Source organism: Bradyrhizobium sp. (genome assembly GCF_035652035.1).
Lineage (GTDB): Bacteria > Pseudomonadota > Alphaproteobacteria > Rhizobiales > Xanthobacteraceae > Bradyrhizobium.
On sequence record NZ_DASREO010000005.1, the window covers coordinates 52,330 to 76,829 of the forward strand.

Here is a 24,500-nt window from a genome sequence, read left to right on the forward strand (position 1 = left end):
CAAGGCAAGGATCTATGGCCCGTTCGAAATCTTCATCCACTGCCAAAAAAATGGCGACGCGCACCGAGACCGACAGTTTTGGTCCGATCGAGGTTGACGCGAGCCGTTACTGGGGTGCGCAGACCGAGCGCAGCAGACAGAACTTCCGGATCGGCCGCGACCGCATGCCGATCGAGATCATTCATGCGCTCGGCATCGTCAAGCTGGCATCCGCCGAGACCAACCGCGTCTTGCGCCTGCTCGACCAGCGCCGTGCAAGCGCCATCGCCCGCGCCGCGCGTGAAGTCATCGACGGCAAATTCGACGATCACTTCCCGCTGGTGGTCTGGCAGACCGGCTCCGGCACCCAGACCAACATGAACCTCAACGAGGTGATCGCCAATCGCGCCAGCGAATTGCTCGGCGGCAAGCTCGGCGCCAAGTCGCCGGTTCATCCGAACGATCACGTCAATATGAGCCAGTCGTCGAACGATTCCTTCCCGACCGCGATGCATATCGCAGCAGCGATGGCGATCACGCACGACCTGTTGCCGGCGCTGACGATGCTGCACCGCGCGCTGCGGACCAAAGAGAAGGCGTTCGCACATATCGTCAAGATCGGCCGCACCCACACCCAGGATGCGACGCCGCTGACGCTGGGCCAGGAGTTTTCCGGCTACGCCGCCCAGGTCGAGCACGGCATCGCGCGGATCCGCGCAGGGTTGAAGGAGCTTTATCCGCTGGCGCAGGGCGGCACGGCCGTCGGCACCGGCCTCAATTCGAAACCGCGTTTCGCGAAAACCTTTGCCCGCCACGTCGCGAAAATCACCCGCCTGCCCTTTGTCAGCGCCGGCAACAAGTTCGAGGCGCTGGCGTCCAACGACGCCTATGTGTTCGCGCATGGCGCGCTGAATGCGGCCGCAACCGGCCTGTTCAAGATCGCCAACGACATCCGCCTGTTGGGCTCAGGCCCCCGCTCCGGCCTCGGCGAACTGATCCTGCCCGAAAACGAGCCGGGCTCCTCGATCATGCCCGGCAAGGTCAATCCGACGCAGTGTGAGGCCGTCACAATGGTGTGCTGCCAGGTGTTCGGCAATCAGACGGCCATTACAACCGGTGGTAGCCAGGGCCATTTCGAACTAAATGTCTACAAACCACTCTTGGCATATTGTATGATGAATTCCATACAACTGATGGCCGATGTGACCCGTTCTTTTACGGAGCACTGCGTCGAGGGTATACGCGCCGACGAAAAACGCATCCACGAACTCATGGAGCGTTCGCTGATGCTGGTGACGGCGCTGGCCCCGAAGATTGGCTACGATAATGCGGCCAAAGTGGCCAAATCCGCGCATGCCCGCGGCACCACCTTGAAGGAGGAGGCGGTCAGGCTTGGATATGTTTCTGCCAGCGAGTTCGACCGTCTGGTGAAGCCGCGCGAAATGACGCACCCGGGATGAAAGGTGCTTGTCATTATGTAAAGGGGACAACAAAACGCCGTATCGTCTAAAGAATTATGGTTGATTGGCTTTTACGGCGGCGCTTGCACGTGGTAGAGCAAAAATTATTTGTCGGAAAATCGACACACTACATTTGCGATCAGACCGAATAATGGGGAATTTCATAATGAGGATCGGGCTGCCTTGCACGTATCCAGCAGCTTTCAGTGCGATTGATCTAGCTCAAAGCCGAGCCGCTTCATTGAACCATGATGTCAATTTTCGGGCCATCATGGGTAAGCATCGCGACAAGCTGAATAATCGTATGCGCCTTCGGCCGGCTGCAGGCCGGCGATTTGCATAACGGGGGCAGCCATGGGGGATTTGGTCAATCTAAAGCAATTCAGGAAACGCGCAGAGCGCGAGCAGGCGGAAGCTGAGGCTGCCGCCAATCGCACGCGATTCGGCCGCACGAAGTCCGAGCGCAAGCTGGAGGAAGCGCGTGACCAGCGGGCGCGCGAGCTGCTCGACCAGCATCGCATCGACGGCGGAGATGCATCATGAAGTCGCCCGTCGTGAAACGATCGATCGTGGTCGCGGGTCATAAGACCAGCGTCAGCCTGGAGGAAGCCTTCTGGAACGGCATGAAGGAAATCTCCGGCCTTCGAAACATCACGCTGTCCGAACTGGTCGGCGAGATCGACAGCAATCGCCAGCAAGGCAATCTGTCCTCGGCGATCCGGCTTTTCGTGCTGGATTATTTCCGCTCGCGCGCACAGGCCGCCGGGGGAGCCACGCCGTCGTCGGCGGCGGAGTCAAACCCGCGCCATGACGGTCCGAACCAGCCGCGCACCTGAAACTATTCCGTTTTCATATTGAGCGCGTGGCAGCCATTGCAACGCAGCCGCAATTCCTTGATCTGGGCCCTGAACTCGTCGGGCTTTTTGGCGTGGCTTGCATTCCAGGCGATTTTCGAGGCTTCGGTCGCGCGCTTGTAGAAGTCGGAAAAATTTGACCAGATCGCCGGATTGGCAAACGTGTCGGTCGCGGGATCGCGGGTCGCGCCTTCCTTCCATTGATTGGTCGAAGGCGGAAACAGGTGCGGAAACGCCATCAAGAGCGTCGAGATCACTTCCGCATGCTCCTGGGCGTCTGACAGCTCGAGCTTGCCTTCCGGCGCGAGCATCGTCTCGATCTCGTCCATGTTCATGTCGATCTCGCCCATCACGATCTTGCGGGCGAAGATGGTGTCCTTGGGCGGCGGTTGATCTTCCGCAGAAGCCGGCAACGCGGCGACACCGAGCGCGGCTGCGAGCACGCCGATCAGCATGCGGCTTTGTTTGGGGGCGGGACGCATCCGGCTCACGCTCTATTCGTTGTCCGCTATTTGCCGGTCGCGGAGATTGGTCGCGTAGACCCGGCCGTTGGCTAGCGTCGTCAGCTGACGCAACAGGCCCAGCCTTTTGCCTTCGCGGTGCGGATGGAACACCACCTCGACCGCCTCGCCTCGCTGCGCGACGTCTTGCCGCCAGCCCTCGTCGAGCCGCGTCAGGCTTCCGGGGCTCGTGGTTTCGATCAGCCATTCGGCCGGCGCTTCGCCTGATTTGAGCGTGCCTGTCACGGTCAGCGTGACATGCGGGTTGACCCAGCGCAGCTCCACCAACTTGCCCTTGAGCACTTCGCTCCGCAACATGTCGAACATCGCCCCCGAGTGGTGCGCGGAGCTTCGCGAAATTCCCGCGGCCGCGATCGCCAGGACGGCAAACAAGCCGATTGATTTCACGCCGATCGATTTCGGAACAGGCCGCATCGTCATCCCCCCCTTGACGTTCTTTTCGCGGCTGCCCCGCCGCGCACCTGATTCATTCGAGGCCAGGCTTCTCCTGGTCGCGGATATTGGCCGGGAAAACTTCGCCGGTCGAGAGCAGCTTCATCTCCCGGAGCAGCCCATCCTTCTTGCCGGCCTCGCGTTCGGGGTGGAAGGTCACCTCGATCTCGTCGCCGGGCTTGATGATATCGCGCCGCCAGCCGCCGACGCGCGTCAGATTGCCGGGGCTCGTCGTTTCCATCAGCCATTCGGTCGGCGCTTCATCCGGCGTGGGAGAGCCGTTGATGGTGATCGTGACATGCGGGTTGACCCAGCGCATTTCCACCACCTTGCCTTTCATCGTTATCTTTTTCGAGAAGTCGAACATTGCCGCCGAATGATGCGCGGCCGCGCCCGTGATTCCGGTCGCCACGAGCGCAAAGACGGCGAATGCGCCGGTCGTCTTCAAAAGTTGTCGCATGATCATCTCCTGATTTTCTTGCTAGTGGAGTGAATTTGACATTCGTTACCCCTTGGGCCGCAGAGTCTGAAAGCGAATGTCAAATCAAAAACTCCACTAGAAACCTTTATTTGCTAGTGGTCTTTTGATTCTAACATTTGCAAAAGTGCGCGCCGAGAGTGGCTAGCAAATGTTAGAATCAGAACCACTAGTCTACTTCGCCGGAACGGCCGTGGTGTGGCCCCATTCGGATTTCTGGACGGGCACAAAAACATGGTCGCCATCCGCATTGACGCGCTCGACCAGGTCGCCGGTGGCGCAGACGCCTTCGACGATGTCGAACTTGCGCGCACGCTGACGGAAGAAGATGCGCGTGGTCTTCCACGGCTTGGTGAGAAGATGCGGCGCGATGATCTCGAGATCATCATGCAGGATGTCCTTGTCGGCGAGATGAATGCGCTCGATCACGTGCATGTCGCCGTTGTTGGGCAGGCCAACCGCCTCGCTGACGGCGAGCGGCGCCTCGGGAACGATATCGGTGGTGTCGACCACCAGGGTGTCGCCTTCCCAATGGCCGATCGAATGGCCGTGGAAGGTCGGATCGGAATGCTCGGAGTGGCCTCTTCCGTCGGTGTAAATACGACGAAGACGATTGCCGTCGGATTCGCCCAGCATGGTCACGCGGCCCGGCGTGAACAGGATCTCCATCGCGTTGTGGGTGACCAGCATCCACGACGGAAGCGCCTCGGGCAGGCAGTTGGCGAAGATCAGCGTCGGACGGCCGGCCTTCTCCTCCTCGAACATGTGCTGGACCTTCTTGGCGGCCTCTTCATTCCATGGCGGCGGATTGGTTTTCACCTGCTGATCCTGATCGGTGATCTTCGGATTCCAGACGCCGCTCCAGTCCGGCAATTTGGCGATGTCCGCCCAGTCCTGCGCCGTCGGCGGCGGGTTGATGACCGTGGGTTCTTTCTTCGGTGCTTGCGCAAGCACCAAGGAAGACGACAACGCAAGGGTAAGGATGGCAACAGAAGCGATACCGATGGGACCCGATTTCACGTGCATGTCTCCGAACGAAGATGAGTGATCAAAAGAGCGATCTCAAGAAGGCCTCGGCAACTCAACTTAAAGGCTAGCCAGAACGTGTTTCAATGTGAAGTCAATCCATCCAGAAGTCAGTGCATCGTGAAGCCGGTGCCGCGGCCGAGCGAGACCACTGTGATCCAGACCAGAAGTGAAATGGTTGCCGCCGTCTTTGCGGCGGCCGGCGGCCTCGCTCCCGGCGCTTCCCAGCGCTCGATGTCGCGCACGCCGAAGACATGAAATACCGCCATGTTGAGGCCGGCCAGCACAAGCATGACGAGCTTGGCCTGAAACAGGCGATTATGCGCGTAGTGAGTTGCATCGGATGAAAACATCAGCGATCCCGTGATCGCGGCCACCGCAAAGGCGACCCATGTATAGGGGATGATGTCGTTCATCAGCCGCTTCGCGCTGATGTCGAGCGAGGCGACACCCAGCAGCCGCAAGTCGACGATCGAAATCGTTCCGACCACGAGCACAATCGCCAGAACGTGAAATGACTCGATCCACGGAAACAGGATGTCGTTTTCGGCGACCGCGATGGCGACCGGTGTCGACTGCAACCATTCGAGAGCGCGCTCAATCTCCACCGAGACAATCCCTGTGCTGGCATGTGGGGCAATGAATTAGGCGGCGAAATAGGCGATCCAGCGCCCGGCAAAAATGATCGACGACCAAAGCAGGATCGAGACGATGGCGAGCGTCACGGCGGCCGCGCGCGGTCCCGTGACGTCGCCGAAAGCGGCGTTGCGCCGGTGAAGAAATTGAAACACCAGAGTGGCGGTCAACGCGCCAAGCAACAGCAGCATCTTGAGCTGAAACGCCGGGTTCTTCAGCGAACGCGCCGGCTCCGCGGTGATCATGATGATGCCGGTGAAAAGCAGAAGCAGCAGCGGCCACCAGATCAGCGGCAGGAAGCGTGCCTTCACGGCCTCAACCGGCCGGTTGGCCCAGAACACGCCAATCAGGCGCAGATCGATCATCAGCGCGGAGCTCGCGACCATCGCGATGCCGAGGATGTGGATGGTCTGCACGGTCGGAACGACCCAGCCGGCGGCCGCGATCGACTGGCTCAGCTGCGTCTGTTCGATCCAGTGACAGATCTCGTTCAGCGTCATGGCGGCCGATGACCCCAAAAAACGTCGGCCGCAACGTACCTTTGGTCAGGAAACCGGGAAAGGCGCGTTTTTTCATGGACGCATGCTAGCGGGGAATTTCGAGAAATAGTTTCGTCAGGAGAAACTTCAGAACGCCGGCTGCGCCGCTGTGGGCGGGGTCAGTTGCAGCGGGGGCCTTGGCCTGGCCGGACGCGGCGCGGGCCGCACCTCGATCGGCGGCGGCAAAGGCGGGGGCACTTGCTGGGCCTGCTGGCTCGCGGCAGGGGCCGGCGCACTCGCGACCGGTGGCCGCGGCGCATTGACCCGCGGCTTGATCGGCGCGAGTCGCGGCGGCTCGGCGGACGGCGGGGCGGATGATGTCGCATCCAGCGGACCGGGTTGTGGGACCGGCGGGGCAATCGCAGCCGGCGTCGGCTCGCCGCGCTCGATCGAATCCAGCCGCTTGGTCTCGCGGTCGATCGTCCTCACCGCAAGCCACGACGACAGCGCCGCAACGTCGACGGTCCGGTCGAGCCCATCGGGCGAGCCGGCCGCGAAAATCGCAATTTCCGGCGGGCTCGCCTGTCCGGTGACGCCGGGGGCTGCGAGCGTGGCGCGAATATCGGCCTGGTCTGCGGTAATGTCATAACCGCCGGAGACGATGGCCCGGACGCCTTCTGCCTGAAGCGCGGTTGCGCTGACGCGAAGGCGTCCATCGCGAATGGTGAACGGGATTTGCGCCGACGACACCAGAAGCGCGCCGCCCGACAGGGCCGGCTCGACGATCTTGCGCAGGCGCTGGTCGTCGATCGGCTGGCTGGTGTCGCTCGCGCGGATCGCGACATCGAAGGCGCGGGGATCGAGACCCGTGATGCGGGCGGCTTCCAGCGTGACGGTGCCGCTTCCCGAAATCGCGCCGGTCAGCGCCGACGCGCTACGTCCCTGGCTCGACAGCGTCATCTGCGCCGATGCGCGCCCTTCGGGCATCGCAAGCGCGCGATAATGCAAGGCGCTGCCATCGACGCCGCTCAGCGCAATGCGGGCATTGAACGACAGGCCGCTCGGGGTTTGTCTCGCTTCGATGTTGCCGCTCGCCTCGCCGCTGCCGATGCCGCCCTTGATATTATCCACGATCAGCGACTGGCCATCGCCTTTGACCGTGCCGCTGAGGGGGCGCAATTCGCTGCCGCTCGGCAGCGTGCCGCGCAACGCCTGAAACGCGATCTGTCCGCGCCAGTTTTTCAAGAAACCGCTGCCAAACGGCTCGGATGCGTCGCGCCCGGCCGCACCGATCATCAGCGCCAGCGCAGGCGCAAGGTCCAGCGAGTCGAGACCGAGTTCGCCGTCGACCTTGCGCTCGCCGTCGAGCGTCACCGCCAGGCGCCCGCGCAGCCGCGACCCTGCCATGGTGCCGTCAACGTCATCGAAAGTGAGCTTGCCGCCGGCAAGCGCAACGCGCGAGGTGAGGCCGATATCCTGCGCCAGCCGGTCCGATGGCTTGACGTCGAACAGCGGCGACAGGTTGAGGCCGCGCGCCTTCAGCGAGAGATTGGCCTGGATCGCCTTGAGGTCCATCGACTTGAACGGGTCGGCGGTACCTTGCGCCACGGCTTCAAAACCGGCGCCGGTGAGATCGAGCTTGACGCGAAGCGGCGCGCCCCACGCGCCGCTGATCGAGCCCTGAAGCTGCCCTGGTCCTTCGCGCGCGGCAATCACACCATCGAGCCCCAGCAATGTCAGGAGCGATCCGCCCTGCTCCGACGACAGCTTGGTGTCGACCGTGACGTCACCGTGCATGAGCTTGTCGAGATCGGCGTCGCGAAGGCTCGCGGTGCCGGGCTTCGCCGCCAGCGTCACCGACCCCTTGAACTGCGGCGCGTCGAGATCGATCGAGGCTTGCGCGTTGGTGCGATCGGCGCGGCCACTTTCCCTGTCGACGGCGAGCGCGAGTCGCACATGCGCCGGGCCCGGACTGAGCTTCATGGCGTTCAGCCGCGTGGCGACCTGCGGCCATAACGGCGTGACCGCGCCCGCGATCCGCGACAATGACGGAGCGTTTGTATCAAGCGTCAGCTTGCCGGTCGCGTTGGCGCGATCGAAGGATCCCGCGCCCTCCAGCATGACGCCCGCGGCCTCGCCGATCTTCAGGGATTCCAGCGTCCACGTCTTCGGATCATAGCCGAACTTCGCCGCGAACGGATGCAGGTCCTGCCCGGCCGAGACGGCGTGATTGACCTCGAGCGAAAGTCTGGCCCGCTCCGGCCAGTCGCCTTGCGGACCGAGCACGGCGCGCGCAAACGCGTTCGCGGCATCGAGATCGAGGCGGTCGGCCTTCAGCGCCGCGTCGAGCGCGATGCGGCCCGAGGCATCGTGTGTCACGGCAATTCGCCCGGCAACCGAGCCGCCATCGAGCTCGCACTTGACGTTCTCGATCACGACACCATTGCCGGCGATATCGACGTCGCCGTTCAGCTTGAAAGGGCTCTGGCTGCGATAGGCCGGCTCGCTCCGTCCCTGCAACCACATCACCAGCGCATCGGGGTCGGACGACTCGATCGATAGCGCGCCCTTGAAATGGCCGGAGCCCGCGTCCGGCGTGCGGCCCGAGAGCGCGACATGAGTGGCGCCCGGCGCGCGGACGTCGAGGCGATCGATCGTCCACGACTTCGTATCGGTGCGAAGCTCCGCGTCGAGATTCTGCAGGCTGCGCCCGCCCAGCACGATCTGCTCGCTCGACAGTTCGAGCTTCGCCGGGATAGGCGAGGACGGCAACGCGGCCATCAAGCCTCGCAACGCGGGCAGCACCCGGACCGGCTCAGCGGCAACAACATCCTTCGGACTGGTTTGTTTGGCGCCGCCTTCTTTGGTTCCGGCTTCCCTCGCCGCGAAACGATCGGCGTCGAGTTGCCGCGCCGACAGTGCGGCATGTAGCAGCGGCGACGCGCCGAAGGAGATATCGCCGGTGCCGGCGACTTTGAGCGCGGCATCGTCCGCGCCATAGCTCGCCTCGATCTGGTCGAGTTTTGCCGCGGCGTGATCGGCCTTGATCTTCGCCGTCACGCGCCAAGGCGCGGTCGGCTCGGCGCCCTTGTCTCCCTTGGCCCCCGCCGTCGCAGCCCAGGTGATCGCGCCGTCAAAGCGGGGGCTGCGTCCTTCGAAGCTCAATAGCCCGTCGAGATCGGCCGACACCGGCCGCTGGCTGGAATCGACGACGAGATGCAGCCGTGTAGCGTCACCGTCGGGTGTCTGGCCGGACGAGACGCGGAACGGATAGCGCGCGCCGGATAACGTGAAGCTGCCGTCGCCCTTCATCGAGCCGGCCAGCGAACGGACGTCACCGGAAAAGGCGATATCGTTGAGCTCGAGCGTGTGATGGCTCAGCGCGTCGTGCAGCGCGGCACGGCCGGTCAGATGCAATTTGTCGATGGCGAGCGAGCCGAGGTTGAATTTTCCTTGTCCCTTAGGCCAGTCGATCGCGCCTTTCTGGTCGAGCCCGAGATCGAGCGCCATGCCGCCGATCGTGAGTTCGGTGGCGCGCCATTCGCCGCGCATCAGCGAGCCAAGGCTGAATTCGACGTCGAGCTTGTCGGCCCGCACCTTGCCGAGATCGTTGGCGCCGCCGACCACGACCGAACGCAGCCGCAATGTCGGGGACGGCAACAGGCGCGCCTGCAATTCGCCGGCAACCCGCACCGGAGCGCCGATCACCTGCGTCGCTTCGGCCTCGAATTGCGGCCGGAACTGATTCCAGTCGACGAAATACGGCCCGATCAGCGCAGCAACCAGCGCGATGATGAAGGCAATCGCCAATCCGAGCAGCGTCGTCTGCACGGTGTCTCCTTTTGAGGACGCTGATGACATGTGGCGGGCGCAACCGCACCACTCAAGCTCAGCCCTCAAGCCCAATAATCAATAATAAGCAAGCGGCGTGCCGCCGTTCCCATCATAAAGGGAACTGTGGCGAAGTCACAGCAATTGGCTGCGACGTGGGTTCACCAGCTGGCCGGCAACCGCTTCAGGCCGCGTAAGACGAAGGTCGGACGCCACTCCGGGTTTTCCGCGTCATCCAGCCGCAGTTCCGGCAGCCGCCGCAGCAGGGTCGAGATCGCGACTTCGGCCTCGATCCGCGCCAGTTGCGCGCCGAGGCAGAAGTGGATGCCGCCGCCGAACGACAGCGGGCGCACATTGGGTCGCGTAATGTCGAGCCGGTCGGGGGAATCCGGATAGACCGCCGGATCGCGGTTGGCCGAGCCGAGCAGGCAGAGCACGCTCTCGCCCTTGGGGATCTTCTTGCCGGCGAGGTCGTCGATGTCTTCCAGCGCCACCCGGCCGGTCATCTGCACCGAGGAATCGTAGCGCAGGAACTCCTCTATCGCATTGGTGATCAGTTCCGGTTTCGCCTTGAGCAGCGCCAGCTGGTCCGGATTGCGATGAAGCGCCAACAGGCCGTTGCCGATCAAATTGACGGTGGTCTCATGGCCGGCGCCGAACAGCAGGATGATGTTGGACGTCAGCTCCTCGTTGGTGAGCTTGGAACCGTCTTCCTCGGCCTGCACCAGTTGCGTCGTCAGGTCGTCGCCGGGCTGTTTGCGCCTGAGCTCGAACAGCTGCTGAAAATACATCTGCGACATCATGTAGGTCGCATTGCCGTTCGCGATCTCCTGCGGCGACAGCGGCACCGGGTCGAGGATGCGGCCGCCATCGCGCGAGCCGGTGTAGAAGACCTCGCGGTGCTCCTCGGGAATGCCGAGCATGTCGCAAATGATCGTGACCGGCAGGCGGAACGCAAAGTCCTCGATCAGGTCCATGTGACCGTTCGGGATGACGCGGTCGAGCGTCTGATCGACGATCTCCTGAATGCGGGGCCGCATGTCCTCGACACGCCGCGCGGTGAAGGCCTTCACCACGAGGCCGCGCAGCCGGGTGTGATCCGGCGGGTCCTGCTGCAGCATCCAGTGGCTCATCGAACGGAAGATCGGTTCGTCCATGATCTTCGGCCCGTAGCGGCGCGTCGAGCGCTCGACGAAATCCTTACCGAAGCGCTTGTCGCGCACGACGCCGCTCACTTCGGCATGGCGGCTGACGAGATACATGCCGTGCGGCGTGATGTGCACGGGGTCGACGCGGCGGAGCAAGTCGTAATGCGGATAGGGATCCCTGATGAAATCCGGCGACAGCGGATTGAACAGCGGCGCGGTTGCCTTGGCCTCGGCATGCTCGCTCATGGGCGTCTTCCTCGGTTTTGGCGTTTGCAACTCGATACAATATTGTATTGAGTTGCATTCTCGTCTAAAACCGCAAAATGTCAAGAGTTCGCACTAGGCCGACCCGGGACGACACCCGCGAGAAGTTGTTCGAGGCTGCCGCGCGTGTTTTCGAGGAACAGGGTATCGGCGGCGCCTCGATCGAGGCGATCGCGGCCACGGCCGGTTTTTCCCGCGGCGCCTTTTATTCGAACTTCACGAGCAAGGATGAATTGATCATCGCCATGCTCGAGGAACACGTCGCGCAATCGATCCGGCGCAATCTCGATTTGCTCGAGAAGCACAAGGATCCGGCTGACTTCATCCAGGCGCTGAAAAGCGTGGACAGCTCAAAGCAGGATCCGCTCGGCCGCACGCCGCTGTTGCACATGGAGATGATCCTCTATGTGGCGCGCGCCGAGAAGCGCCGGCCGGAACTCGCCAAACGACTGCGCGCGCGGCGCAAGCTCGTTGCCGAGATCGTCGAGACTACGATGCGAAGCAGCGGACGTCCGGCGCCGAACGCCGCCTGGACCGGCGCCATCCTGCTGGCGATGGAGGATGGCTTCCGGCTGCATCGCCTGATCGATCCGGAGACCACGCCCGCCGACAGTTTCCTGCGCGCGATCACCGACCTGCAACGCGCGCTCGGCGGCGTGTCGGGCTCGTCGCGCGACTAACCCTGTGCCTCGCGTAGTTTTCCGGCGACGGCGCGCACCCTTCCCGGCGACGCGCGCCAGATCGCGAGCGCGGACAGTGCGCTCATGCCGATCGCGATCAGGAAGGCCGCCGTGTAATTTCCGGTGACGTCATGCAGCAGACCGGTCACCCACGGTCCCGCCGCGCCGCCGCAGAGCGCCGCAACCTGGATGGTCCCAAAGATGCTGCCGTAATGCTTGCCTTGAAAGATTTCGACCACGATCGGGCCCATGACCGACGTCAAGCCGTAGCCGAGCGCGCCTTGCGTAAACACCATGAGGTAGATCAGCGCCAGCGAATGAAATTCAGGGAGCGCCATCAGCGCGGCAAAGCAGATCGCAAAGCCGGCACAGCCGATCGCCCAGACCGATTCGCGTCCGATCCGGTCGGAGACGTGGCCGAGAAAGATCTGGCCGGGAATGCCCAGAAGACTGACCGCGCCGAGCGACCACACCGCGACCGCAGGAGTGAAGCCGATGTCGAGCAGATATTTGGTCTGATGCACCTGCACGGCGTACCAGATGTAAAGCCCGCCGAAATAGCCGACCGCAAGCCACCAGAAGCGCGCGGTCGCGAGCGCGCGCGGCAGCGTCCAGTCGGTGTTGGCCCAGGCGGGATCGACCACGTTCGATACCGGCTTCGGCGCGCTCGGCGACGGCGCGGCTTCGCCGTCAGGAAGAAGGCCGATATCCTCGGGGCGTTTGCGCAACAAGAGATTGATCGGCGCCAGCACGATCAGAAGCAAGAGCCCCATCGCGGTGCAGGCGGCCCGCCAGCCACTGTGATCGATCATCACCTGCACCCAGGGCAATAGCGTCACCGACCCGACGCCGACGCCGGCGAAAGCGAGCCCGATCGCAAGACCGCGGCTGCGGTGAAACCAGTTGGGGAGAAACAGCGATTGTCCGGTATAGCCGAGGCAGATGCTGCCCGCGCCGACGAGAACGCCGATGGTCAGATAAAGATGCCATGGCTCGCTCAGCAGCGGCGCCAGCAGCAAGCCGCATGCCATCAGCGCCACGCCGAGCTCCATCACGCTGCGCGGACCGAAACGATCCATCAGGCGTCCGATCAGGGGGCTTGCGACCGCCGACACCACAAAGCCAAAGGAGAAGGCGCCGGCGGTGACGCCGCGATCCCAGCCGAACTCGCCGAGGATCGGCGGAAACAGCAGCGAAAAGGCGGTGCGGGCGTTGACGCCGATCGCCATGGTGACGAAGGTCACCGTGATGATGATCCAGCCATAGAAAAACGGAAGTCGTCGCATCGGTGGTCCTTGGCGTCTGCCGGAGAAAAACTATATCCGTCATTGCGAGCGATAGCGAAGCAATCCACCCGCATCTGGATGCAGCACTGGATTGCGTCGTTACGCTCCTCGCAATGACGAGAAGGAAGGAGTAGAGCTAGGCAATACTATGCTTCGCTCAATGACGTTGCAGGTAAAGACTTAGAAGGCAAAACTTGGGAGGTAAAACATGGCACTCGGTGTCAAGCAGATGATGGAAGCCGCCAACGCCGCGGTCCCGAAGATCAGCGCGACCGAAGCGCGCGAGAAGATCGCCAAAGGCAATACGCTGCTCCTCGACATTCGGGACGGTACGGAAGTGCAGGCGAGCGGCAAGGCTGCCGGCGCAGTTCACGTCTCGCGCGGACTGCTCGAGTTTCGCGCCGATCCGGATTCGCCGACCCACGACAAGAATTTTTCGAAAGACAAGACCGTGCTGATCTACTGCGCCTCGGGCGGGCGCGCCGCGCTTGCCGGCAAGCTGCTCAAGGACATGGGCTATGGCGAGGTCTACAATATCGGCGGCTTCAAGGACTGGTGCGAATGCGGCGGCGCGGTCGAGAAGTAAGCGGGCGCTGACACGCTTCACCTCTCTCCGCCTGCTCGTCCTTCTCCCTCCCCCTGCGGGGAGGGTCGGCGAGCTCGGAAGCGCTCTTGCGCTTCGAAGCGAGCCGGGGTGGGGGTTCTCGATAATCACTGCGGGCATCTAATTTCCGTACGACGCTAGGCCCCACCCGACCGTCGCTTCGCGACGGCCACCCTCCCCGCGCGTTCCGCGGGGGAGGGATAAGAAAGCTAAGTCTCGAGCTGCGGGTGATCGCGCAGCACGTCCTCGCGAATGGACGCCGCCTGGATCGCGCGAAATAAAATCCGCGCCGTCCGCTGATCGTCGGCCATGAAACACAAATCGACGATCTGGCGCACGGCGGAGTCGCGGAGCAGGTCGTCGCCGACCTTCATGGCGGTTTCCATCGCAGCGCGCGCCGCGCGCTCATAGCGCTGAAATTCGTCCTGCCGGTTTTTGCTATCGGGAGCGGCCGCCTTGGCGGCGCTGTCCGAGGCGGAGCGGCAGATATCGCGGATGCGATGCGCGGCCTCGATATCCCCGAGTTGCAAGGCCGCGGGCTCTTCCCATATCTCCTTGGGCTTGGGCTTGTTGAACCAGCGCATCGCCATGGCGAATTTCTCGAAGTAAATATCGCAGCTGCAAATTTGCGAATGTCAGAACCAAACGAACACAGCGATCGTACGATGCCAGTGTGGCTGGACTCTGACATTCCTTCGAAGAACTCGCGGCGAAAGTGGCGCTAGCCCTGCCCGCGGATCGTCGGCGCGGACGGATTGACGCGCCGCACCGTGATCGGCGAGCCGTCGGATTCAAAGCGCAAGTCGTATTTCCTGCCGCTCCGGTCGGTCGCCGAGCAGACGACGCTGGTGATCTGGAGGGCCGCGAAATTGCCAAGCTGCACGCACCGCCCCGCAGACTTCACCACCGCCGGCACCGGCAGGCCGTCGGCCTTCGGCTGGCTTTTCGAGTTGAGCAGCATCCGGTCGACGGTCAGGTCGTATAAATTTTCGTTGGTCCGGTGACCGTTGCCGCCGGAAAACGAAATGATGTGGTTCGGGTCGGCGGGGTCGTCGAGCGCGATGGTGAAGTAGGCGCGGCCACCGACGCTATGGGCATAGGCGACCGTGCGACAGGGGAAATCGTGCCCGGCAACCTTGAGCGTCGAGCATCTGCCGGACATCAGCGCGAACAAATCGGTATCGGCCGCCTGCGGTTTCAATTCATCCGCAGTGTCATCGATGCTGTTCGCGGGGGCCACTTGATTTTGCGCCGAAGTCGTATTCGGCCCCGCCGGCGAGTTGTCGTCGGCAGCGGCCGGGATCGCGGGCGCGAGCGCAAGGAAGAGAGCTGTGAAAATATTTCGGGACAGACGCATCGTCATGACCGCAAATGATGTCATCCAAGGGGGGCCGGAATGATTTTTCCGGGGTTGAAGATGTCTTTCGGATCGAGCGCCTGCTTGATAGCACGCATGGCGTCGATCGCCTCGCCTCCGAGTTCGCCTTTCAAATATTTCTGCTTGCCCTGACCGATGCCGTGCTCGCCGGTGCAGGTGCCGTCCATCGACAGCGCCCGCTCGACCAGGCGATGCATGAACTCCTCGCCGCGCGCCATCTCGTCCGCGTCGTCGACGTCGCAAAGCAGCGAGCAATGAAAATTGCCGTCGCCGACGTGACCCACGATCGGCGATTGCAGGCGCAGCCGCTTCAGGTCGTCCTCGGTTTCGGTGACGCAATCGGCAAGCCGCGAGATCGGCACGCATACGTCCGTCGCGACCACGCCCGCGCCAGGACGCAGCGCTTTCACCGCCCAATAGGCGTCATGCCGCGCCTGCCATAATTTCGTGCGATCCTCGGGCCGCGTGGTCCAGGTGAATCCGAGTCCGCCGCATTCGGCGGCGATCTCGGCGAAATTCTTCGACTGCTCGGCGACATCGGCTTCGCTGCCATGGAATTCGAGCAGCAGCAGCGGCGTCTCCGGCAAGGTCAGCTTCGAGTAGGAATTGCAGGCCACGACTTGCTCGGCATTCAGCAGTTCGATGCGCGCGACCGGAATGCCGGTCTGGATCGCCATGATCGTCGCCTGGCACGCGCCGCGCACGCTGTCGAACGAGCATGCCGCCGCCGCGATGGTTTCCGGAATGCCGCGCAGACGGATGGTGAGTTCGGTGATGATGCCGAGCGTGCCCTCGGCGCCGACGAAGAGATGGGTCAGGTCGTAACCGGCGCTCGATTTCTTCGCCCGCGTGCCGGTCGTGATGATCTCGCCGTCGCCGCGCACCACTTTCAGCGCCAGCACGTTGTCGCGCATGGTGCCGTAACGGACCGCATTGGTGCCCGACGCCCGCGTCGAGGCCATGCCGCCGAGCGAGGCATCGGCGCCGGGATCGATCGGAAAGAACACACCCTGATCGCGCAGATGTTCGTTCAGCGCCTTGCGGGTGACGCCCGGCTGGATCACGCAGTCGAGATCCTCAGGGTGGACTTCCAGCACCTTGTTCATGTCGCGGAAATCGATGCAGACCCCGCCGGCGGGCGCGTTGACCTGCCCCTCCAGTGACGTGCCGGCGCCGAAAGCGATCACGGGAACGCCATGGGCGGCGCAGACGCGCACGACGTCCTGTACGTCGGCGGCCTCCTGCGCGAACACCACCGCGTCCGGCGGCTGCGTCGGCAGCCAGGTCGTGGTATGGGCGTGCTGCTCGCGTACGGCCTGGGAGGTGACGAGGCGATTGCCAAACCGCGCGGCAAGCTTTTCGACCACGGCGGCAACCGCCCTGGGCTCTGCACGCTTCGGATTATTGGTAATAGTCATTGCCAAGAAAATTTCCTCCCACGGGTCACCGTGGCAAAGGATATATGGAGGGTCAAGGGACTAGCAGAATGGACACCATGACGACACAAATAAACGGCGTCCCGACGCCCTTCCTGTCCTCGGTGATGCAGATCGAACCGCAATGGATCGACTATAACGGCCATCTCAATATGGCTTATTATAATGTCATGTTTGACCGGGCGATCGACGAGCTGTGGCTCCTGCTCGGCATCGGCCCGGATTACAAAAGCTCACGCGGGAACTCGACCTTCACCGCCGAATGCCATGTGCGGTATTTGCGCGAAATTCATCTCGGTGACCCCGTGCAGGTTGCAATCACCCTGCTCGCCGCCGACGACAAGCGCCTGCATCTGTTCGAGGAGCTGCGCCACGCCACTGAAGGCTGGCTGTCGGCGACCTCGGAAACCATGACGCTGCACATCGACATGGGTCAGCGCAAGACTGCGCCCTTCCCGCCCGACGTCCGCGTCACCATCGATGCGGTGGCGAAAGCTCACGCACTGGTTCCTCGCCCGGAAGGCGTCGGCCGCGCGATCGCGATGCCGGCGAAGCGCTAGTTTTGCGTCACCCACGCCGGCAAGCGGTCGAACCAGGGCTGCGCGACTTCCAACTGCCGCGCCAGTTGCAACAGCCGCGCCTCATCGCCCATCTTTGCGACAAACTGCACGCCGAGCGGCAGGCCGTCCGCAGTCCAATGCAGCGGCACGCTCATCGCGGGCGTGCCCGTCAGATTGGCAAGTTGCGTGAACGGCACGAACTGCAGATTGTCGTGTGCAATCTTGTCGACGACACCCGCGAGCAGGCCCGTGCGCGCGAGCAAGCCCAATAAGCCGCTGCGGTCGAGCAGATTCAGCACCATCTCCTCAGTCGGAGAGGGATCGCCCTGGCCGTGCTGGATAGCGGGAAACGCCACGGCCGGCGTCAGCAACAGGTCATAGCGCGCGTGAAAACGCGCGAGCGCTCGGGCGAACTCGTTCCATTTGCGAAGCTGCAGCGTCATGACGCCGGCCGAGGTCGCGCCTCCGAGCGTGGCCGTCAGGCGCGTCAGCAGCTCGAAGTCGGTCCTGGAAGCGCCTCTGGCGCGTGCGTCCGCCACAAAGGATGCGACCTGCCCGAAGTAAATGTGCAGGAACGCCTTTGCGAGCGCGGCGCCGTCGATCTCGGGCGTGGCCTCCTCGACGTCGTGGCCAAGACCAGCGAGCAGTTTCGCCGCTCCCTTCACCGCACTGACCGCCTCGGGATGAACGTCGGTCCCGATCGGCGACACCGACGAGAAGCCGATCCGAAGACGCGGGCAGTCGCGCTGCATGGCCTCGGTATAAGGTTCGTCCTGACGCGCGGCCAGCGCCGACAATGACGTCCAGCGCAGCCGCTGTATCGCGCACACTGCGCGACAACACGCCCTCAGAGCTCGCGCCGAACCAGATTTCGCCCTCGGCCGGCCCTGGCGAGACACGTCCACGCGAGGGCTTCAAGCCGAACAGTCCGCAATAGGCGGCGGGAATCCGGATCGAGCCGCCGCCGTCATTGCCGGCCGCCATCGGCACGACGCCTGAGGCAACTGCGGCCGCCGATCCGCCGCTGGAGCCGCCGGGTGTGCGCGAGAAATCCCAGGGGTTTTGCGCACGGCCGAACAGTTTCGAATCGGTGACGCCCTTCAGCGCAAATTCCGGCAAATTCGTTTTGCCGAAAATCACAAGACCCGCCTCGAGATAACGCCGCACCACATGGGCATGGCGGGGTGCGACCGCATTTGCCATTGAGCGGCTGCCAAAGCTCGTCGGCAGGCCCGCATAGTCCTGCGTACAATCCTTGATCAGGAAGGGAACGCCGGCCAACGGACCGCTGAGCGGCTGCTTCGTCTGCGCGCGCGCCTCGCTGTCCATCAGCCGGCAGATCGCGTTGGTCTTGGGCTGCGCGCGCTCGTTCTGTTGCAGCGCAAGCGCCAGCAGCTCGTCGGCCGTGACCTCGCGGCGCGCGACGCACTCGGCAAGCGCCACCGCATCATGCTTCACATAATCTGAGAAATTCATGGCGCCCCTCTGCCGCGCTTTCGGCGCGAGGGGCCATCCTATCCGCTATAGCGGGCCGCGCCAGTTCCTGCGGCCACGTCAGCCATCAATGTCGCCAACATCGTCAGCCGGCGCCAGATGCCAAGTCAGACGCGATTTCTTCCGCGCGCCACCCCGATCACGGCGGAAACGATGAACAGCACCACCGCTATGAAGAAGATCGTCTTGGCGATTTCGATGGAGGCGCCCGCGACGCCGCCAAAACCCAGGACGCCCGCGATCAGCGCGATGATGAGGAAGGTGATGACCCAGCCCAACATGACACTCTCCGCTCGATTCTCGACTGCGGCGCCGGCGCCACGGACGCTGACGCGTCTGGAAATAATCGGCCCGGGGAACAAAGGTTCCGCGCCGCTCAAAGCTGTGATCGCGGGCGAAAAATCGTGGCCGAAAGGGCGCAAACGGCTGATGTTTGAAGGCGGGATAACTCCTGTCAAAACCAGTCCTTAAGCCCCATATATTTGCCATTCCTGCTATGAAGGCTCCCCTTCGGTGCCCAAGTTGCACCGAACATGCCATCGTGGGTTAAAACCGAATCAAGACATGACCGAGCCGAGCCACCTGCCCCGTCACGACGTTCCCGAGCACCAGCCTTTGGCTGGCGGGATCGCCGCGCGGGCGCGCGCGACGGCCGTACCTGCCTACCTGACCCGCCTCAATCCCGAGCAGCGCGAGGCGGTGGAAACGCTCGACGGCCCTGTCCTGGTGCTGGCGGGCGCCGGCACCGGCAAGACCCGCGTTCTGACCTGCCGCATCGCCCATATCCTCAGCCAGGGCCGGGCGCGGCCAGGGGAGATCCTTTCGGTCACCTTCACCAACAAGGCCGCGCGAGAGATGAAGCACCGTCTCGGCGAGATGCTCGGCCAGGCGGTCGAAGGCATGCCGTGGCTTGGCACCTTCCATTCGATCGGCGGACGCATCCTGCGCATCCACGCCGAGATGGTGCAGCTCAAATCCAATTTCACCGTGCTCGATACCGACGACCAGGTGCGTCTGCTCAAGCAGCTCTTGCAAGCCGAAGGCATTGACGACAAGCGCTGGCCGGCGCGGATGCTGGCCGGGCAGATCGACGGCTGGAAGAACCGCGGCCTTGGGCCCTCGCAGGTGCCCTCGGGTGAAGCCGCGATGTTCGCCAACGGCAAGGGCGGCAAGCTCTATGCGAGCTATCAGGAACGGCTGAAGATTCTCAACGCCGCCGATTTCGGCGATCTCCTTTTGGAAAACATCCGCCTGTTCCGCGAACACCCGGATGTGCTGCGGCAATATCAGCACCGCTTCAAGTTCATCCTGGTCGACGAGTACCAAGACACCAACGTCGCGCAATATCTCTGGCTGCGGCTGCTCGCGCAGGCGCCTTCGTCGAAAGCGGCTCCCTCTCCCGTCATTCCGGGGCTGACCGAAGGTCAGAACCCGGAATCTGGAGGACGGGAGGACTCAGCTCGAGATTCCGGGTCTGTGCTTTCAGCGCATCCCGGAATGACGATGCAATCTGCCCCCCGCAACATCTGCTGCGTCGGCGACGACGACCAGTCGATCTATGGCTGGCGCGGCGCCGAGGTCGACAACATCCTGCGCTTCGAGCACGACTTCCCCGGCGCGAAGGTCATTCGCCTCGAGCGCAACTACCGCTCGACCGGCCACATCCTCGCCGCCGCTTCGCATCTGATCGCGCACAACGAAGGCCGGCTCGGCAAGACCCTGCGCACCGAGGATATCGACGGCGAAAAGGTCACCGTCACCGGCGCATGGGATTCCGAAGAGGAAGCGCGCGCCATCGGCGAGGAGATCGAGGAGCTTCAACGTCGAAAAGAAAATCTCAACGAGATCGCCATTCTTGTGCGCGCCTCGTTCCAGATGCGCGAGTTCGAAGACCGTTTCGTCACCCTCGGCCTGCCCTATCGCGTGATCGGCGGTCCGAGATTTTATGAGCGGGCCGAAATCCGCGATGCGCTGGCGTATTTGCGCGTCGTCAATTCGCCGGCCGACGACCTCGCCTTCGAGCGCATCGTCAATGTGCCCAAGCGAGGTCTGGGCGATGCCACCGTGCAGATGTTGCACGACCACGCGCGCAAACGTCGCATCCCGCTCTATGAAGCGGCGCGCGCGGTGGTCGAGACCGACGAATTGAAGCCGAAAGCGCGCTCGAGCTTGCGCGATCTGCTCGCGAGCTTCGATCGCTGGCGTGCGCAGGCCGAAGTGGCGTCGCATACGGAATTGGCCGAAGCCGTGCTCGACGAGAGCGGCTACACCGATATGTGGCAGAAGGATCGCTCGGCGGACGCCGCGGGCCGGCTGGACAATTTGAAGGAACTGGTGCGCTCGATGGAAGAGTTCGAGAACCTGCAGGGTTTCCTCGAACACATCTCGCTGGTGATGGACCGCGACGGCGGCGCGGAAGAAGAAGCCGTGTCGCTGATGACGCTGCATTCGGCCAAGGGGCTCGAATTCGACAACGTCTTCCTGCCCGGCTGGGAAGAAGGCCTGTTTCCGAGCCAGCGCACGCTCGACGAACAGGGCCGCGCGGGACTGGAAGAAGAACGCCGTTTGGCCCATGTGGGCTTAACCCGCGCGCGCCGCCGCGCCAAACTCTATTTCGCCACCAACCGCCGCATTCACGGCACCTGGTCGACCACCATCCCCTCGCGCTTCCTCGACGAGCTGCCGGCGCATAATGTCGAGATCACGGAGTCAAAGGGGGGCTCGGGCTGGGGCGGCGCCGGCGGCTATGGCGCCTCGCGCTTCGACAATCTGGAGTCCTTCGGCTCGAGCTACGCAACGCCGGGCTGGCAGCGCGCCCAGGCCAACCGCGCGCGCGGCAGCGGGCGTCAGAATTACGGCTTCGAGGAAGGTCAATCGTCGTATGGTTCGCGCGAGCAAGGTGGCTTCGCAAAACCAAAGCGCGCGCCGCTCGTGATCGAAGGCGAGTTGATCGCGAAGTCGACCGGCACGACCTCGGACTTCAATCTTGACGACCGCGTGTTTCACCAGAAGTTCGGCTACGGCCATGTGGTGAAGATCGACGGCAACAAGCTCACGATTGCCTTCGAAAAAGCCGGCGAGAAGAAAGTCGTCGACAGTTTTGTGGAACGGGCGTGAGTCCGCGCGATTAACTTGCTGCGGACAAAAACATGACCCACACGCTCGACAGCGGCAGCATTTCGGCGACCATCAAGGCCGCCGGCGCCGAACTGTGTTCCGTGAAAAACGCCGAAGGACTCGAGCTGTTGTGGCAGGCGGGACCGGCCTGGCCGCGCCATTCCCCGATCCTGTTTCCCATCGTCGGCCGGCTCAAGAACGACGAGTTGCGCCACCGGGGAAAGACCTTCTCCATGACGCAGCACGGATTTGCCCGCGACCAGACGTTCGACTGGCGCGAGCGCAGGAAAACGTCCTGCACGCTTGACCTCACCGACAACGTGGCAAGCCGGGCGCATTTTCCGTTCGCGTTTCGGCTCGCCGTGACCTACGCGGTGGACGACGTCCATCTCGACGTGCGCTTCGAGATTACCAACACCGGCGATGAAACCTTGCCCGCGTCGCTTGGCGGTCATCCCGCGTTCAACTGGCCGCTCGCACCGGGATTGCCAAAAGAAGCTTACGGAATCCAGTTTTCGAACGAGGAGCCCGCGCCCATTCGCCGCCTCAAAGGCGGATTGCTGCGCGCAAAGAGCGAGCCGACCCCGATCAAGGGCAACACGCTCGCCCTTTCGGAACAGCTTTTCACCGATGACGCCGTCATCCTGGATCGCCCGGCCAGCAGGAGCATCCGCTACGCCGCCGATCGCGGCCCGGCGATCACCCTGCAATGGCAGGGCTTTCGCGAGCTCGGCATCTGGTCCAAGCCGGACGGCGCGCCGTTTCTCTGTCTAGAACCGTGGCGCGGCACCGCCTCCCCGCTCGATTTCGACGGCGAGTTTCTCGACAAGCCGGGCATCATGAAAATCGCGCCCGGCAAGAGCGAGATGCTCTCTTATCGCATATCAGTGGGTTGAGCCGGGCTTGCCCCCCCCCTCAGGCCTGCCTCATCAGGCCTGCATCGTCAGAACCACGTCATCCATGACAAGCGCATCGATGCCGGACTTGCGAAAGGTCACGATCGCATCGGTCGGCGTGCAGACGATCGGCTCGCTGTCGTTGAAGGACGTATTGACGACAAGCGGCACGCCGGTCTCGGCATGAAAGCAGGATATCAGCTCGTGAAAGCGCGGATTTGATTTGCGGTTGACGAGCTGCACGCGGGCGGTGCCGTCCTTGTGCACGACGGCGGGAATGCGGTCGAGCTGCTCGGGCCTGACCCTTGGCGCAAACAGCATGAACTCGTGACAGGTCTGGTGGCTGCCCACTTCGAACCAGTCGTTGGCGTGCTCGGCGAGCACGCTCGGCGCGAAGGGACGAAAATCCTCGCGGTGCTTGACCTTCTGATTGAGGATCTCGCGCATCTCCGACCGGCGCGGATCGGCGAGCAGCGAGCGGTTGCCCAGCGCACGCGGGCCGAATTCCATGCGGCCCTGAAACCAGGCGACGATCTTGCCCTCGGCGATCATCTTTGCGGCGTCGCGCGCCGGCGACTTGCTTTGCCGCGCCTTCAGACCGGACGCCTTGACCGCCTGCAGAATGTCACGCCGCTTGAACGACGGCCCGAGATATGGCGTGGAATAGCCACGCTGCGGCGGCTTCTTCTGCGTTGCGGCATGCACGAACTGCGCAGCGCCAATCGCAGTGCCGGCGTCGTGCGGCGCGGACGGAATGAAGATATTTGCGAATTCGCCGGAGCGCCTCACCACTTCATTGGTCACGCAATTGAGCGCGACGCCGCCGGCCATGCAGAGATTGTCCGATGGCACCAGGCGCTTGACACGCCGGACCAGCGCCATGACCGCGGCATCCGTCGCTTCCTGCAGCGCAGCTGCGATATCGGCATGACGCGGCAGAAATTCGGTTTCCGCCTCGTGACGCGGACCGAACATCTTCTCCATCGCGGCAAGCTGCTTGGGCTGAAGGCCGAGCACGTCCTGGGCGACGCCATAATTCTCCTGTTCGGCGCGCAGGATCGAGTGAAATTGCTGACGATAGACCTCGGGATTGCCATAGGCAGCGAGCCCCATGGCTTTCGACGCATCGTAGTGCGAGAAGCCGAGAAATTCGCTGAACACTTCCCAGAGGAAACCGATCGAATGCGGATATTCGAAGGTTTCGATGACCTTGATACGCGCTCCTTCGGCCTTGGCGAGCGTGGTGCCGGCGGTTTCGCCGATACCGTCGACCGAGAGGATCGCCGCGCGATCGAAGGTGGAAGGGAAATAGGCCGACGCGGCATGCGCCAGGTGATGCGGCACGAAATGAAATCGCTCCTTCAGCGAGCGCCCGAGAAGCTCTTCGGCCGCGGCCTGCACCTGACCGATCCTCAAGCGAAAGGTTTCCTCAAACCGCCAATCCCACCATTCAGAGCGGTACTGCTTCGCCCGCAGCTTCGGAGCAAACGAGTAGGCGACGTGATGGATATCGCGAGCGTCAAGCCCGGCATGCTTCAGGCAATACCGGATCGCGCGTTCCGGGAGCTGATGCGGGTTATCGAAGTCCGCTTCCTTGCCGTGCTTGATGCGGTTGAACCGCTCCTCCTCGACGGCGGCGACGAGCTCCCCGTCGACCAGCAAGGCCGCGGCAGACTCGTGGTACACGGAGTTGATTCCAAGGACGTTGACCACTCTGCTTTTCTCCCTGTCGCTGTTCCACCGCTCAACAGTCACTGGCGGCCGATTCCGAAGTTCGCAACATTTTTCGGAGCCACTTTTCGAACTTCGGAATCGAAAGGACACTAGCAAAACCTATTGATCCAGTGTGGCTTTGGTTCAGAAGTCCGCATGACGAACCCGCGGCAACATGTGATGCGGACTTATGAACCGCCACCCTGGCTGAACGGTTCATGACTTTAA

General features: G+C 63.1%; 22 protein-coding genes and 1 pseudogene. 8 read left to right on the top strand and 15 right to left on the bottom strand.

All coding sequences use genetic code 11. The annotated features are described in order from the left end of the window. The first annotated feature begins 14 nt into the window (after window positions 1-14). The 3 genes from fumC to VFB05_RS01770 all read left to right on the top strand — a co-directional run bounded on the left by fumC (window position 15) and on the right by VFB05_RS01770 (window position 2,275). A complete protein-coding gene (fumC, locus tag VFB05_RS01760) occupies window positions 15-1,439 on the top strand; it encodes a class II fumarate hydratase (RefSeq protein WP_325008120.1) in 1,425 nt (474 codons plus the stop codon). A 354-nt stretch (window positions 1,440-1,793) separates the two neighbouring features. Continuing rightward, on the top strand, window positions 1,794-1,982 hold the full coding sequence (locus VFB05_RS01765) for a DUF4169 family protein (protein ID WP_325008123.1): 189 nt from the start codon (window positions 1,794-1,796) through the stop codon (window positions 1,980-1,982). Beyond that, window positions 1,979-2,275, top strand: a complete 297-nt coding sequence (locus VFB05_RS01770; protein ID WP_325008125.1) for a ribbon-helix-helix domain-containing protein — start codon at window positions 1,979-1,981, stop codon at window positions 2,273-2,275. Before VFB05_RS01765 ends, VFB05_RS01770 begins: the two co-directional genes overlap by 4 nt. A 2-nt stretch (window positions 2,276-2,277) precedes the next feature. On the opposite strand, the gene VFB05_RS01775 is transcribed toward VFB05_RS01770, so the two are convergent. The 8 genes from VFB05_RS01775 to VFB05_RS01810 form a co-directional block, all read right to left on the bottom strand. Further along, window positions 2,278-2,775, bottom strand: a complete 498-nt coding sequence (locus tag VFB05_RS01775) for a cytochrome c (RefSeq protein ID WP_325008299.1) — start codon at window positions 2,773-2,775, stop codon at window positions 2,278-2,280. A 12-nt stretch (window positions 2,776-2,787) separates the two neighbouring features. Beyond that, entirely contained in the window at window positions 2,788-3,228 is a 441-nt protein-coding gene (locus VFB05_RS01780) for a DUF6152 family protein (protein ID WP_325008127.1), read from the bottom strand. A 52-nt stretch (window positions 3,229-3,280) separates the two neighbouring features. Further along, window positions 3,281-3,706: a DUF6152 family protein gene (locus VFB05_RS01785; protein WP_325008129.1), complete on the bottom strand. Its 426-nt coding sequence runs from the start codon at window positions 3,704-3,706 to the stop codon at window positions 3,281-3,283. Window positions 3,707-3,898: 192 nt separating this feature from the next. Next, window positions 3,899-4,744 (bottom strand): hypothetical protein, encoded by an 846-nt coding sequence (locus tag VFB05_RS01790; RefSeq protein ID WP_325008131.1) that lies wholly within the window; start codon window positions 4,742-4,744, stop codon window positions 3,899-3,901. Window positions 4,745-4,860: 116 nt separating this feature from the next. After that, the gene (locus VFB05_RS01795; RefSeq protein WP_325008132.1) at window positions 4,861-5,358 is read right to left on the bottom strand and encodes a DUF6644 family protein; all 498 of its coding nucleotides are present in this window, start codon (window positions 5,356-5,358) and stop codon (window positions 4,861-4,863) included. A gap of 36 nt (window positions 5,359-5,394) precedes the next feature. Then, on the bottom strand, window positions 5,395-5,886 hold the full coding sequence (locus VFB05_RS01800) for a DUF6644 family protein (protein ID WP_325008134.1): 492 nt from the start codon (window positions 5,884-5,886) through the stop codon (window positions 5,395-5,397). 126 nt (window positions 5,887-6,012) lie between these two features. Then, entirely contained in the window at window positions 6,013-9,696 is a 3,684-nt protein-coding gene (locus VFB05_RS01805; protein WP_325008136.1) for an AsmA-like C-terminal region-containing protein, read from the bottom strand. Between the two features lie 161 nt (window positions 9,697-9,857). After that, window positions 9,858-11,090: a cytochrome P450 gene (locus VFB05_RS01810; RefSeq protein WP_325008139.1), complete on the bottom strand. Its 1,233-nt coding sequence runs from the start codon at window positions 11,088-11,090 to the stop codon at window positions 9,858-9,860. 77 nt (window positions 11,091-11,167) lie between these two features. Between VFB05_RS01810 and VFB05_RS01815 the strand changes: the two genes are divergently transcribed. Beyond that, window positions 11,168-11,788, top strand: coding sequence for a TetR/AcrR family transcriptional regulator (locus tag VFB05_RS01815; protein WP_325008141.1), 621 nt, complete (start codon window positions 11,168-11,170; stop codon window positions 11,786-11,788). Here VFB05_RS01815 and VFB05_RS01820 read toward each other — a convergent pair. Further along, the gene (locus VFB05_RS01820) at window positions 11,785-13,074 is read right to left on the bottom strand and encodes an MFS transporter (RefSeq protein ID WP_325008143.1); all 1,290 of its coding nucleotides are present in this window, start codon (window positions 13,072-13,074) and stop codon (window positions 11,785-11,787) included. The genes VFB05_RS01815 and VFB05_RS01820 overlap by 4 nt on opposite strands. Before the next feature lie 208 nt (window positions 13,075-13,282). Between VFB05_RS01820 and VFB05_RS01825 the strand changes: the two genes are divergently transcribed. Beyond that, window positions 13,283-13,660 carry a rhodanese-like domain-containing protein gene (locus tag VFB05_RS01825; protein ID WP_325008145.1) on the top strand — a complete coding sequence of 126 codons (378 nt, stop codon included), beginning with the start codon at window positions 13,283-13,285 and terminating at the stop codon, window positions 13,658-13,660. 227 nt (window positions 13,661-13,887) lie between these two features. On the opposite strand, the gene VFB05_RS01830 is transcribed toward VFB05_RS01825, so the two are convergent. The 3 genes from VFB05_RS01830 to VFB05_RS01840 all read right to left on the bottom strand — a co-directional run bounded on the left by VFB05_RS01830 (window position 13,888) and on the right by VFB05_RS01840 (window position 16,480). Beyond that, window positions 13,888-14,268: a hypothetical protein gene (locus VFB05_RS01830; protein ID WP_325008147.1), complete on the bottom strand. Its 381-nt coding sequence runs from the start codon at window positions 14,266-14,268 to the stop codon at window positions 13,888-13,890. Window positions 14,269-14,399: 131 nt separating this feature from the next. Further along, window positions 14,400-15,035: a hypothetical protein gene (locus tag VFB05_RS01835; protein WP_414643132.1), complete on the bottom strand. Its 636-nt coding sequence runs from the start codon at window positions 15,033-15,035 to the stop codon at window positions 14,400-14,402. Between the two features lie 20 nt (window positions 15,036-15,055). Then, window positions 15,056-16,480 (bottom strand): FAD-binding oxidoreductase, encoded by a 1,425-nt coding sequence (locus tag VFB05_RS01840; RefSeq protein WP_325008151.1) that lies wholly within the window; start codon window positions 16,478-16,480, stop codon window positions 15,056-15,058. A gap of 71 nt (window positions 16,481-16,551) precedes the next feature. On the opposite strand from VFB05_RS01840, the gene VFB05_RS01845 reads away from it, so the two are divergent. Then, entirely contained in the window at window positions 16,552-17,052 is a 501-nt protein-coding gene (locus VFB05_RS01845) for a thioesterase family protein (protein ID WP_325008153.1), read from the top strand. Here VFB05_RS01845 and VFB05_RS32090 read toward each other — a convergent pair. Then, window positions 17,049-18,528, bottom strand: a pseudogene (locus VFB05_RS32090) (amidase). The gene VFB05_RS01845 and the pseudogene VFB05_RS32090 sit on opposite strands and share 4 nt — an antisense overlap. A gap of 125 nt (window positions 18,529-18,653) precedes the next feature. Further along, window positions 18,654-18,827: a DUF1328 domain-containing protein gene (locus VFB05_RS01855; RefSeq protein WP_325008157.1), complete on the bottom strand. Its 174-nt coding sequence runs from the start codon at window positions 18,825-18,827 to the stop codon at window positions 18,654-18,656. 283 nt (window positions 18,828-19,110) lie between these two features. Here VFB05_RS01855 and VFB05_RS01860 point away from each other — a divergent pair, with 283 nt between their 5' ends. Both VFB05_RS01860 and VFB05_RS01865 read left to right on the top strand, forming a co-directional pair. Continuing rightward, entirely contained in the window at window positions 19,111-21,663 is a 2,553-nt protein-coding gene (locus VFB05_RS01860; RefSeq protein WP_325008159.1) for an ATP-dependent helicase, read from the top strand. Between the two features lie 32 nt (window positions 21,664-21,695). Continuing rightward, window positions 21,696-22,559 (top strand): aldose 1-epimerase family protein, encoded by an 864-nt coding sequence (locus tag VFB05_RS01865; protein ID WP_325008161.1) that lies wholly within the window; start codon window positions 21,696-21,698, stop codon window positions 22,557-22,559. Window positions 22,560-22,592: 33 nt separating this feature from the next. Here the strand turns inward: VFB05_RS01865 and VFB05_RS01870 are convergent, their stop codons facing one another. Beyond that, on the bottom strand, window positions 22,593-24,314 hold the full coding sequence (locus VFB05_RS01870) for a carbamoyltransferase family protein (RefSeq protein ID WP_325008163.1): 1,722 nt from the start codon (window positions 24,312-24,314) through the stop codon (window positions 22,593-22,595). Window positions 24,315-24,500 lie beyond the last annotated feature (186 nt).